The sequence below is a fragment of the Oceanobacillus oncorhynchi genome, assembly GCF_000821065.1.
Classification (GTDB): domain Bacteria; phylum Bacillota; class Bacilli; order Bacillales; family Amphibacillaceae; genus Oceanobacillus; species Oceanobacillus oncorhynchi.
Genome location: NZ_CDGG01000001.1, coordinates 3,980,878 through 3,993,818, shown reverse-complemented (window position 1 = coordinate 3,993,818; position 12,941 = coordinate 3,980,878). Strand labels below are relative to the sequence as shown.

The window sequence follows — 12,941 nt, the reverse complement described above, 5'->3', positions numbered from 1 at the left end:
CTTGTAATTTAAGGATGTCCATTCTTTATCAAAAGATGAGAATAACGTATAATGAATGCGTATATGCTACTTGAGGTGAACTTATGAGAAGCGAGCGAAGAAATGAAAAAAGAAACGAACGCAAAAAACAGCAGAAGAATGTTTTTCGACAAAAAATCAAATGGCTGGGAATAGCCGTCGCTGCTGTTTTTCTTTTATTATTAAGCGGCTATGGTCTGCTCATTTTAGGCGGGAAAATGATTGCCAATGAGGAAGATTTACAGCTTGATTTGACGACCACTATCCGCACAGAGAATGGAGAAGTTATCCGGACATTATACAACGAGAACAGAGAGTATGTTTCAACAGACCATATACCAGACCATGTTCTGGAAGCATTTGTTGCAGTGGAAGATCGCCGGTTTTATGAGCATCAGGGAATTGATCTGCAGTCGATCAGCAGAGCTGTTTACCGTGATATTTTAGCGAGAAGCAAAGTAGAGGGCGGAAGCACCATCACACAGCAATTATCTAAAAATCTTTTTTTGTCAAATGATAAATCCTGGACAAGAAAAATAAAAGAAATGATGGCGTCACTTTATCTGGAGCGCAGACTCAGCAAGGACGAGATATTAGAGTTATATGTGAACCAGGTTTACTTTGGAGAGGGAGTATATGGCCTGCAGAAGGCTTCAGAATATTTCTTTTCAAAAGATGTTGATGAGTTAACGATATCTGAGGGAGCACTGCTTGCCGGGTTAATGAAGGCACCCAATGGATATTCGCCTTTAAATCATCCTGATAAAGCAGCAGAGCGCAGAAATGTTGTTTTAATGACCATGGAATCAGCCGGCTTTATAGATGAAGAAACAATGGCTGCAGAGCAGGAAAAAGGATTAGGAATCAATCTGAAAGAAGAAGAAAGAGGAACGAATCCCTGGGTCGACAGCTATGTTGATATTGCTATAAAAGAGGCTGCGGAAGCGCATGACTTAAGCTTTGCCGAATTGCAAAGCGGAGGCTATGATATTACTGTCTATATGAATGAAGATTTTCAGCAGGTTGCTTATCAGAACTTTCAAGAGGATGCTTTCTTCCCTGGGAATACAGAGGGGACAGAGGGAGCCTTTGTTATGCTGGATAAGAATAACGGACATATTGTCTCGGCTATCGGCGGACGGGATTATAGCTTTGGTGATTTAAACCGGACAAATGTACAGCGGCAGCCGGGGTCAACCTTTAAACCAGTTGCTGTGTATGGACCTGCGTTGATGCAGGAAGACGAGTATAATCCTTATACAATTATCCCTGATCAATATATGGATATAGACGGGTATGAAGCAACCAATGTTAGTGGAGAATATAAGAATAACATAACGATTTATCAAGCGATTGTTGAATCAACAAATACCTCTGCAGTCTGGCTGCTTAACGAAATTGGAATAGACAATTCGAAATCCTATCTGGAGAAAATGGGGATGCCAATCGAGGATAAAGGATTGTCGATTGCACTGGGAGGTTTAAATAAAGGGGTCACGCCGCTGCAAATGGCCCAAAGCTTCCAGACCTTTGCAAATAATGGAGAAATGTCGAAAGCGACAGCAATAGCGGAGATAAAAGACCGTAACGGGGAAATTATTTATCAGTCGGAATCAAGCAGCGAAGAAGTATTTACCCCGCAGGTTGCCTGGGATATGACAGAAATGCTTAAAGAAACCGTCCGGACAGGGACAGCAAGCTCCGGCTACTATGGTAAGGAGCTTGCTGGGAAAACAGGAACAACACAGCATCCAGCTGTTGACGGAGCGTCAAAGGATGCCTGGTTTGTAGGCTATACACCCGATTATGTTACGGCTATGTGGATGGGCTATGATCGGTCTGATGCAGAGCATTATTTGACAGGAGGAAGTTCTTACCCGACGTCCTTGACCAAAAAAATATTGACCGATATCGATAACCAGACGGGTTCTGGATTAACAGCGTCCTTTGAGATGCCAGAAGGTGTAGAAGCTTTGCCGGAGCCGATTGATTTACCAGTCATCGAGCATGTAGATGCAAGCTATACCTTTGGCGGATTTGCTTTATTGAAAGGAAAGCTTAGCTGGGAAGGCTCCACAGATGATCGAGTCGTCTACCGTATTTATAAAGAAGAAGAAGGTACAGATGAGCTGGTCGGAGAAGTGGAAGGAGAAACAGAATTTATCGTTGATGATGTTTGGTTCCGCAACGAAACGTATTATGTCGTTCCGGTTGATCCCATTACCAATATGGAAGGTTCTCATTCCACATCCGTATCCTTTTTCTAATATCTTGCCGGTTCGTTTTATCACAGAGAACCGTCCGTAAAATCTCGCCTCAAAAAAAAGCGTAAAGATAAATTTATTTATGCGGGAGATAACGGACGCTAACTCCCTGAATCACTTAGGCTAACCCAGTGGGAGAAGAACAAAACTCCTACTGAGTGAAGTTTCGTTTTATAAGAAATATCTTTTTAGAATGATTATAAAATGAGACAATTTGATGACAAACAAATCGTAACCCTATACAGAAATGCGATAAATAGATATAGTTAGAGATGGAAAAAGAATATAAAGGATGAACGTTGCATGGCAAAAGTAAAAAATACAACTATTTTAGACGCATATCGCGGAAAGAAAACAGACTACACGCCAGCTTGGTTTATGCGCCAGGCTGGAAGGTCCCAACCAGAATACCGGGCATTAAAAGAAAAATATTCCCTGTTTGAAATTACTCATCAGCCGGAGCTTTGTGCTTATGTTACAAGACTTCCGGTAGAAAATTACGGAGTGGATGCGGCGATTCTTTATAAGGATATTATGACGCCTCTGCCGGCTATCGGGGTAGATGTAGAAATCAAAAGCGGAATTGGACCAGTGATCGACCAGCCAATCCGGAGTATGCAGGATATAGAAAAGCTTGGTGAGATCAATCCGGAAAGTGATGTTCCTTATGTGCTGGATACCATACGCCTGCTGACAGAGGAACAGCTTGATGTACCATTGATCGGCTTTTCCGGAGCGCCGTTTACATTAGCGAGCTATATGATTGAAGGCGGACCTTCAAAAAACTATACGAAAACAAAAGCGTTAATGTATCGTGAACCACAGACTTGGTTTGCATTAATGGATAAATTGTCAAAAATGATTATTCGTTATGCAGAAGCGCAAATTAAAGCTGGTGCAAGTGCGATTCAAATCTTTGATTCTTGGGTCGGCGCATTAAACGTGGAAGATTACCGTTATTTTATGAAACCAGTCATGATGGATATTTTTTCAGCGTTAAAAAAATATGATGTACCGCTGATTACCTTTGGTGTAGGAGCAAGACATCTTCTGCTCGAGTGGAATGACCTGCCTGTCGATGTCATTGGCCTGGATTGGCGCACTTCCGTGGAAGAAGCGAGAAGCTTAGGTGTAACGAAAGCACTACAAGGAAATCTGGACCCTGCAATTTTACTTAGTAATTGGGAGACAATTGAAAAAAGAACGAAAGCGATTCTTGATCAAGGAATGAACACAGAAGGCTATGTCTTTAACCTTGGTCATGGTGTTACTCCTGATATTAAGCCGGAAACCTTAAAACGGCTGACAGATTTTATTCACAGCTATTCCAACCAAAATTGAGGAACAAACCCGGGCTAATGAAGCCCGGGTCAAACAGTTAAATCCTATCTGTCAAACAGATGTATAAAATGGTATAGTTTCTAACTACGGAATAACAAAATGTAACGAGGTGTATTGGAAATGGAAAAAAAGAAATTAGGATTATTAGTAATGGCATACGGTACGCCATATAAAGAAGAAGATATTGAACCTTACTACACACATATTCGTCACGGCAGAAAACCTGATCCAGAAGCCTTACAGGATTTAAAGGATCGTTATGAAGCAATTGGCGGCATTTCCCCTTTAGCAAAAATAACAAAGGAACAAACAAATGCTTTAGAAAACAAGCTGAATGAAGTACAGGATGAATTTGAATTTAAAGCATATATCGGTTTAAAGCATATTGCTCCATTTATTGAGGATGCCGTAGAGGAAATGGCAAAAGACGGTATTGAAGAAGCAGTTTCCATTGTTTTAGCGCCACATTATTCTACATTCAGCGTGAAATCATATAACGAACGGGCGAATAGTACTGCTGAAAAACATGGTATAAACATTGAATCTGTACAGGATTGGTATACGGAACCAGGGTTTATTGACTTCTGGGCAAAAGGTGTGCAAAATACCTTTGCAGAAATGCCTGCCGAAGAAAAAAAGAATGCGGTATTAATCGTATCTGCCCATAGTTTGCCGGAGAAAATTCTTCAAAATGGCGATCCGTACAAACAGCAGTTAGAGGAAACAGCACAATTAATAGCAGAGGCTGCTAATGTGAAAAATTATGAAGTAGGCTGGCAAAGTGAAGGGAACACACCAGATCCTTGGCTTGGTCCAGATGTACAGGATTTAACTCGTGAATTGTATAACAAAGAAGGGTACAAAGCATTTATATATACACCTGTCGGATTTGTAGCAGATCATCTTGAGGTGCTATACGATAATGATTATGAATGTAAAGTAGTCTGTGATGAGATTGGAGCAAGCTACTACCGTCCGGAGATGCCAAACGCTCACCCAGCATTTATTGAAACATTAGCAAATGTTGTATTAAAGAAAGTAAAGTGTGCTTCCTGATGGATAGAAAAAAAGTAGTAATTGTCGGCGGCGGGATGACAGGTTTATCAGCCGCCTATCACTTGCAAAAACAAGTGAAATCAGCAAACCTTCCAATTGATATTACATTAGTGGAAGGTTCTAACCGGCTGGGAGGACGCATTCATACGATAAAAAGAGACGGGTTTACGATTGAGAAAGGACCAGACTCACTTTTAGCACGTAAACCGGCTGCAATGAATTTGGCAGAGGAATTGGGTATACTTGATCAAACAAGACGTAATTCTACCGGGCAGTCCTTTATGCTGATTAAAAATCGGCTGCATAAAATGCCAAAGGGTGCATTTATGGGTGTGCCAAAAGAAGTTGGACCGCTTCTGCGTTCAAATTCCTTTACGTTGACAGGTAAAATCCGTGGATTAATGGATCTGATTATACCAAGAAAAAAACGGTCCGGGGACGAATCATTAGGACATTTTATGCGTCGCCGTTTTGGGGACCAAGTGGTAGTTAATCAAATTGATCCGCTGCTTTCCGGAATTCATTCTGGTGATATTGATCAAATGAGTCTGGAGGCAATATACCCTGTTTTTGGAAAAATGGAGCAGGAATATGGCAGTGTTATGAAAGGTCTCCGTAAGACCATGTCGAAACCGGCAAAAAACAGTAAGCCTGCCCAAGGACAGTTTTTCTCTTTTACAAACGGTTTACAGAAGCTTGTTGATGCGCTTGAAGCAAAGCTGGATACGGTGAAAATTCTCCGTGAAAATAAAGTGAATCATATAGAGAAGAAGGAAACAGGGTATCATCTTCTATTAGATTCAGGAGAGGTGTTAGCAGCAGATTTTGTTTTAGCAGCAGTTCCGCATACTCAGGTTCCCGGAATGCTGAGTAAGCATGCTCCGCTGCAGGAATTATATGCTATTCCGGCGACATCCACAGCAAATGTCGTACTTGCTTTTGATGAAAAACAAATTAAGCGTGATTTAGATGGAACCGGGTTTTTGGTTACTAGAAATAGTAATTACCGCTTCACTGCATGCACGTGGACCCATCGTAAATGGGAAGGAACTGCACCTGCAGGGAAAGCTTTATTGCGCTGTTATGTCGGAAAACCTGATGATCAGGAGATTGTAAAAGAATCAGACGAGACGCTTGTGGATATTGTCTTGAAGGATTTAAATAAAGTAATGAAAGTAAAGGGAAAGCCTTTATTTTATGAGATTACTAGATTTATTGAGGCAAGACCACAGTACCACACAGGGCATTTAGAGCTTGTCAGCAGGGTCCGCGATTATGTAGCCAGCCAGCTTCCAAACCTGGAGCTGATTGGCAGCTCCTATGACGGTACAGGACTTCCGGATTGTATTGAGCACGGACAAAAGGGTGCAGAATTGGCAATAGAAGCATTGACTCAAAATAAATAAGTTGGATATATGATTTAAAACAGCTATGGAATATTTGTTTCTGTAGCTGTTTTTCTTATGGACAGAAGTAAATAAGTGATAGAATGAAGAAAATAACTTGTTTTAAAAAAAGGCATTCGTTTATCATGAAAAAACGTGAAGCTTAAACGCGAATGAACGAGAAGGAGGAGGGGGAGCAGCTGCTATATAATCAAGTCAATCCAGAGATCATGATTTCGTTGCTGGAAGAAAACGATGCAGAAAACTTATTTGATTTAGTCAGCGCCAACAAAGATTTTTTAAGCAACTGGTTATCCTTTCCGTCTGTAACCAATCAGATGGAGGATTCCAAAAGTTTTATTAAAAGGTCCTTATTTCGTTTCGTAAATAAAGAGGGCTTTTGGGCCGGGATATGGTATAAGGAAAAATTAGCCGGGTCCATCGGTTTCTTATATTTTGATTGGAAAGTAAAGAAAACGGAAATTGGATACTGGCTTGGAGAAGCATATACAAATAAAGGAATCATGACACTTACCTGTGCTGCAATGGTGAATTATGCATTTCACGAATTGGAATTAAATAAAGTGGAGATTAAAACAGCCGTAAAGAATAAAAAAAGTGCGGCGGTCCCTGAAAGACTGGGTTTTAAACATGAAGGAACCATACGGGCGGATGAAGTGATAGGGGATACGATTCATGACCGGGAAGTATATGGGATATTGCGAGCCGAGTGGGACAGGTGAGGCGCAGCTTTTCCAAAAATACCAAAAAGCCAGACTGGCATAATACCTGTCTGGCTTTTTGGCGGAGCTGGGACTGCTATTACGATTGTTGTCAAGTTAGATAGAAAGCATTAAAATTTAAAACAAATTATTCCGAATAGCTTTCGATTAACTTATCGATTAATGAACCGACATAATCCACCGCAATCTCGATATTTTTTGGATTGGACATATCAATGCCTGCATCGTTAATTAACTCAAGCGGGCGCTTGGTACCGCCTGATTTTAAGACGTTTAACCAGTCATCCACAGCAGGCTGTCCTTCCTCACGAATCCGCTTAGCCATGGTTGTTGAGACGGTTAAACCGGCAGAGTAGGTATATGGATACAGACCCATATAGTAATGCTGCTGGCGCATCCATGTTAAGCCTGCACCATTATCAAAAGTGACGGTGTCTCCCCAGAAGGATTCTAATACTTGACGTTTCTCTCTGCATAAAACATCAGCTGTTAACGGAGTACCTTTTTCAGCCAAATCATAAACCTTACGCTGGAATGCGCCTTCTAATAGATGTGTAATAAAGTTATGATAATAGGTCCCCAATAATTGGGTAATCACCCAGCGTTTCATCCGCGGATTATCTTTGTTTGCGTGCATTAAATGATCAGCAAGCAGCAGTTCATTTAATGTAGAAGGTGCTTCAATAAAATAAGTTGACGGTCGTGTATTAAAAAGCGTCTGATTTTTACCGGCTAAATAGAAGTGACCGGCATGCCCTAATTCATGTGCAAGAATAAAGGCGTTGCGCATTTTATCGGCCCAGGTCACCAGAATATATGGATGTGCTCCGTATGGGCTCGAACAGAATGCGCCGCTTGCCTTACCAACATTTTCAGCACGGTCTACCCAACGGTCTGATAATGCTTTTTTCATTCCTTCGATATATTCCGGCCCCATGATATCGAGTGCGTTTAAAATGGTCTCGGAAGCCTCTTCATAGGATGTACTCGGATTAAACGCAGGGTCCAGCGGAGCTTTTAAATCACAGAATCGCAATTCTTCCAGCCCGAGCTTTTCTTTTAGTAATTTCGCGTACTTCTGCATGTGCGGAGCTAATTTTTCCTGGATAACATCTAATTGATTATGATACATTTCCGTGGTTGCCTGCTGTGGTGCTAAAAGCATATCCGTGACAGAATCATATTTTCTTAACTTGGAAAGCTGTACCTGTTTTGTAATCTCTGTCTGATAGGCAGCAGCATACGTATTTTTATATTGTTCCAATGTTTCTATAAAGGACTCATAGGCGTTCCTTCTCAATACAGTATCCTCTGAATACTCATAACTTTCTTCGTATAACGGTTCACTCATTGGCTGTGTTTTTCCCTGACTGTCTGTTACACTTTTGAACTGTATATCGGACTGTTTGCTTCGTGAAAAGATATTGTGTGGAGCTTCTAAAACTTCACCCAGCGCAGATAAAGCCTCCTCTAATTCAGGTGAGAGAATATGCTCCTTCTGCTCTAAAATATCAAACAAATATTTCCGGTATGTTTCAAGTCCAGGCTCATCTTCTATAAACTGCTCGATTTCAGATGAAGTCAGGTTAAGAAGCTCTGTTTCAAAGAAAGAAATCTTGGAGCGGATTGCAGCAAGTGCAGCCCCGCTCTTTGCAGCAGCCCCCTGATTCACAGGATCGCTCCCGTCTGCACTTACTAATAAATTTGCATAAACGGCAACATGAATAACCTTCTGCTGGTAAGCTTCTACAGAGTTAATAGCTTGTAATAAAGTGTTTGCATTTTCAGAAAGCTTTCCTTTAAAAGTGGTAATTTGATCAGCTTCTTCGACAATGTCCTTCAATGCTTTCTCCCAGCTTTTTTTGTCAGGAAAAAGATCTGTTAAATCCCATGTCTGTTCAACAGGCACATCTTTTCGATATCTTCTGCTTTCTTCTATCATTGTCATTCCTCCCAAATGCTTGAAATATTACTGTCTATCAAAGAAAATATAGATACAGCAATATGTTAGCCATTAATTCGATTACCTAATTAATTATAGTACACAGAAGGGGAAATTTATAGCGTTTTATCACAGAAGCAATAAATGTGCAAAAAAAAGAGAATAGCCGAGTACAGGCTATTCAGGAGAAGGATATAACTTATGGGAATTCTTCATATTAAACAGAGCGAGAATAACAGTAATGCCTTACTAATCGTTTTACTGGTAACATCTATTAACGCCCTGGATAATCGCAATCGTCACAAATGTTGCCATAACAATCTGCCTTTTCATTTACCATTGCATTTCCACATTTTGCACATTTCTTCTTTGGCAGATTTTTAAAAAATTCGATAATTCCAGTCATTTCGATTCCTCCTAATGTTTTAAATGATTTAAAAGTATTGTACTATAACAGAATATTGATGTCAACACTGTATTGCTACAATTTTTAAAAATTTTAAGGAGCTGTTTTTAAGATGCAATTAACTATTATCGGCTTTTGGGGCGGCTATCCAAATAAAGATGGCGCTACTTCAAGCTATTTATTAGAAAAAGACGATTATAAATTGGTGCTGGATATGGGGAGCGGAGCCCTGTCCAAGCTGCAGAAATTCACATCTGTACCTGAACTGGATGCAGTGATTTTATCGCATTATCACCATGATCATGTAGCAGATATCGGTGTACTCCAATATGGAAAACTGATTGATTATTATGTGCATAATAATGAAAAAAAACTAAAAATATATGGACATACAGAAGATGAAGAAGGCTTCTCGTCCTTGTCCCACCAGTATACAGAGGGGGTTGCTTATAACCCGGAGGAAGAATTGAAAATAGGGCCTTTTTCCATTACATTTCTAAGAACAGCGCATCCAGTTCCATGCTTTGGCATGCGTATTACGGACGGGAAAAAGACGATTGTATATACTGCAGACAGCAGCTACACAGAAGTGTGGATTCCATTCGCAAAAGATGCGGATGTACTTATAACAGATTGCAATTATTTTAAAGAACAGGATGGAACAGCAGCCGGACACATGAATAGTGAGGAAGCTGCCGGCATTGCGCAGGCTGCAAATGTGGGAAAATTAGTGCTTAGCCACCTGCCTCAGTTTGGTGTACTAGAACAGTTGAAGGAGGAAGCTGAACAAATATATACAGGTCCGGTTATATTAGCAGAGGAAGGGTATGTTTGGAAGTAACTTATAAGAGGTGTTCAGTAAAGCTGTTATAGGTTTTCAAGGTGACGAGTTATCATCGGGCTTTTTAAACGCCTATTTGCAGGTAGAAGTTTTGATTTGCAATAATTTATACGTTAGAATAAAAATAGTGAAAATAAAGGGAGGAATAGTAAGTTGAAATTTATTGATAATAAAGGAATCACAGACCCTCAAATTAATCTGGCTATTGAAGAATATATTCTTGAAAATTTTGGTGAGAAAGATACATACCTCTTATTTTATGTAAACAGTCCTTCTATTATTATCGGACGAAATCAAAATACAATTGAAGAGATTAATACGGATTATGTGGATGAACAAGGAATTAAAGTTGTTCGACGTCTTTCCGGCGGCGGCGCAGTTTACCATGATGAACAAAATTTAAATTTCAGCTTTATTACGAAGGATGATGGCAACAGCTTTCAGAATTTCGCTAAATTTACACAGCCAGTTGTCGATGCTTTGAATAACATCGGTGTGCCGGTTGAATTGCAAGGAAGAAATGATTTAGCTGTAGAGGGAAGAAAAATATCTGGCAATGCGATGTTCTCTACCCGCGGCCGTATGTTCAGCCATGGAACGTTAATGCTGGATTCCCAATTAGAAGAGTTAACTAAAGCGTTAAAGGTGAAAAAGATTAAAATTGAATCAAAAGGAATTAAATCAATTCGCAGCCGCGTGGCAAATATTGCTGAATATCTGGACAGCCCAATATCTATGGATGAATTTAAGGAATTGATTTTACGCTATATTTTTGATGTGGAAGACGTTAACGATGTACCGCAATATGTATTAACCGATGAAGACTGGGCAAAAATTCATGAGATTTCCGAAAAACGTTATCAGCAATGGGAATGGAACTATGGAAAATCTCCTTCATTTAACTATCAGGAGTCTAAAAAATTCCCAGGCGGGCTTGTTGATGTTCGTTTAGATGTGAAGAAAGGCATCATTGAAAATTGTACCATCTTTGGCGATTTCTTTGGCTTGGGCGATGTAAAAGTATTAGAAGATGCACTGACCGGTATCCGCCATAACCGCGATGCTGTCAAAGAAGCTGTAGATCAGGTTGATGTCTCCCATTATCTTGGCAGAATTTCTAAAGAAGAATTTCTAGAATTGCTTTACTAAAATTTCTAGCAGAATACGAATCATTTAATAAAACTTCATTCTGAAGCGTTAAGAGCTCTGCGCAGAATGAAGTTTTTTGTCGATATTAATTCTAGAATTTAACACCTGAATTTTCTTTGTTTTTTAAAATAATGCAAAATTTTTAAAATAATTATTTCTTTTTCCTCAGTTTGGTGCTATAATACTTTTAACTCATCCATATCACTAGGGAATAAGGAGGAAAAATAAAATGCAAATGAGAGAAATCACCCCTTATACGATGGCAATATTGTCGGATAAGGACGAAAATGGAAAGAATATCACCCGTATTTTAGAAGATGAAGTAGAGTATGTATTAAAAGGCAGGCCGACTAAAGTGATTGAATACGCATGCGCATATTTTGGATCTGATTTAAAAGGCCGGCAAAATGGCATCAAAAGTATATCCCACATTACACATAAAACTCCAATACCGATTGATCCAAGAAATAAAATGTATTTCTTTCCCACAAAATCTCCATCCCATGAGAGCTGTTCCTGGATATCACATACTCATATTGAAGATGTTAAAAGAATAGATAGTAAATCGACGGAAATTTTATTTAAAAATGGACGAAGCATCACATTGGATATTTCTCACGGCATCGTTATTAATCAAATACAGCGTACCGCTCATATACGCTATCTTATGGATGAGCGGGGCAGTGCATTTTAGTAACCCTGCAGTACAGGATTTCAAATGGGATTAAGAGATAATAAATGATTAGAAGAGTTGTTACTTTATCTTCGTTTTTCTGCTTTTTCCTCAGTCTCCTCTCAAAATCACCTCAGCCAACTTCAGTCATAATAATATAAAGCTACCTAGAATAAAAGCCGGTATTTTGGCAGGCCTCTGCATAAAATAATGTTATTGCTTAAGAATATGATTATAAAACTTTCTCTGCTTCCATTCATGATGATAATAAATATAATTATAATAGGGTACCCTGGTGATAGATTGAGTTTCATTGGGCAGAGAAGTTTATACTTTTCAAAAAAACTGCAGTAGCATATAATCATCAATAAGATTGTTGGAATTTTGAGGGAGACTGACCGTATGTACGTAATGAATATTACATTTTCAAATTGGCAGACATTTCTAAAAGAAGAAGGCTGGGAGGAATTTATCCGCCAGCTGTTGGAGCAATATGAAGGGCTCGGTCCGTTGCCTGGTATTGCGCTTCCTTTTTTTGAAGCTTTTTTACCATTTTTGCCGCTTATTGTATTTGTACTCGGAAATGCTGCTGCTTACGGCTTGTTTGAGGGTTTTCTCTATTCTTGGCTTGGTGCCAGTTTAGGTGCTGTTCTAGTGTTCCTTGTTATCCGGCGTTTAGGAAATACAAGACTCTTAAAACGGATACGCCATAACAAGCAGGTGTCCAGGATTACGAATTGGGTAGAACGGCATGGCTTTGGACCTTTGTTTTTATTATTATGTTTCCCATTTTCTCCATCATCTGTTATTAATGTGGTGGCCGGGCTGTCAAAAATCAGTTTCTACCCATTTTTATTAGCGGTGCTGTTAGGGAAGACCGTGATGATTTTTTCTATTTCTTATATTGGCTCCAGTATTATGGAATTTGCACAAAATCCGGTACGGACCATTTTAGTGGGAATAGGTATTATCATTTTTTGGGTGTTCGGCAAGTATTTAGAGAAAAGACTTCAAAAAAAGGTGGACAAGCATCAAGTATAGTAACAGAAGTCAAATCAGCTAGTATAACAAAAAGAATAAAAAGACGTTCATATATTTTTTTAAATTAAACGAATACTGTCTG

At 39.5% G+C, this 12,941-nt stretch carries 11 protein-coding genes; 9 read left to right on the top strand and 2 right to left on the bottom strand.

Going from position 1 to position 12,941, the window contains the following annotated elements:
- Positions 1-83 precede the first annotated feature (83 nt).
- The 5 genes from BN997_RS19055 to BN997_RS19035 all read left to right on the top strand — a co-directional run bounded on the left by BN997_RS19055 (position 84) and on the right by BN997_RS19035 (position 6,807).
- Positions 84-2,285, top strand: a complete 2,202-nt coding sequence (locus tag BN997_RS19055; protein ID WP_052485087.1) for a transglycosylase domain-containing protein — start codon at positions 84-86, stop codon at positions 2,283-2,285.
- 300 nt (positions 2,286-2,585) lie between these two features.
- Entirely contained in the window at positions 2,586-3,623 is a 1,038-nt protein-coding gene (gene hemE / locus BN997_RS19050; protein WP_042534614.1) for a uroporphyrinogen decarboxylase, read from the top strand.
- A gap of 120 nt (positions 3,624-3,743) precedes the next feature.
- Positions 3,744-4,679, top strand: a complete 936-nt coding sequence (gene hemH / locus BN997_RS19045; RefSeq protein WP_042534612.1) for a ferrochelatase — start codon at positions 3,744-3,746, stop codon at positions 4,677-4,679.
- Complete coding sequence (gene hemY / locus BN997_RS19040; protein ID WP_042534610.1) at positions 4,679-6,085, top strand: protoporphyrinogen oxidase; 1,407 nt, start codon at positions 4,679-4,681, stop codon at positions 6,083-6,085. Before hemH ends, hemY begins: the two co-directional genes overlap by 1 nt.
- Before the next feature lie 152 nt (positions 6,086-6,237).
- Positions 6,238-6,807, top strand: coding sequence for a GNAT family N-acetyltransferase (locus BN997_RS19035; protein WP_042534609.1), 570 nt, complete (start codon positions 6,238-6,240; stop codon positions 6,805-6,807).
- 127 nt (positions 6,808-6,934) lie between these two features.
- Here BN997_RS19035 and pepF read toward each other — a convergent pair whose 3' ends face one another.
- Positions 6,935-8,755: an oligoendopeptidase F gene (pepF, locus tag BN997_RS19030; protein ID WP_042534608.1), complete on the bottom strand. Its 1,821-nt coding sequence runs from the start codon at positions 8,753-8,755 to the stop codon at positions 6,935-6,937.
- Positions 8,756-9,023: 268 nt separating this feature from the next.
- Positions 9,024-9,155 carry a protein YhfH gene (gene yhfH / locus BN997_RS22770; RefSeq protein ID WP_084612985.1) on the bottom strand — a complete coding sequence of 44 codons (132 nt, stop codon included), beginning with the start codon at positions 9,153-9,155 and terminating at the stop codon, positions 9,024-9,026.
- A gap of 112 nt (positions 9,156-9,267) precedes the next feature.
- Between yhfH and BN997_RS19025 the strand changes: the two genes are divergently transcribed.
- The 4 genes from BN997_RS19025 to BN997_RS19010 all read left to right on the top strand — a co-directional run bounded on the left by BN997_RS19025 (position 9,268) and on the right by BN997_RS19010 (position 12,859).
- Positions 9,268-9,996 (top strand): MBL fold metallo-hydrolase, encoded by a 729-nt coding sequence (locus BN997_RS19025; protein ID WP_042534607.1) that lies wholly within the window; start codon positions 9,268-9,270, stop codon positions 9,994-9,996.
- A gap of 153 nt (positions 9,997-10,149) precedes the next feature.
- Positions 10,150-11,145: a lipoate--protein ligase gene (locus BN997_RS19020; protein WP_042534606.1), complete on the top strand. Its 996-nt coding sequence runs from the start codon at positions 10,150-10,152 to the stop codon at positions 11,143-11,145.
- A gap of 229 nt (positions 11,146-11,374) precedes the next feature.
- Positions 11,375-11,839, top strand: coding sequence for a competence protein ComK (locus tag BN997_RS19015; RefSeq protein WP_042534605.1), 465 nt, complete (start codon positions 11,375-11,377; stop codon positions 11,837-11,839).
- 381 nt (positions 11,840-12,220) lie between these two features.
- A complete protein-coding gene (locus BN997_RS19010; RefSeq protein ID WP_042534604.1) occupies positions 12,221-12,859 on the top strand; it encodes a TVP38/TMEM64 family protein in 639 nt (212 codons plus the stop codon).
- Positions 12,860-12,941: the final 82 nt, after the last annotated feature.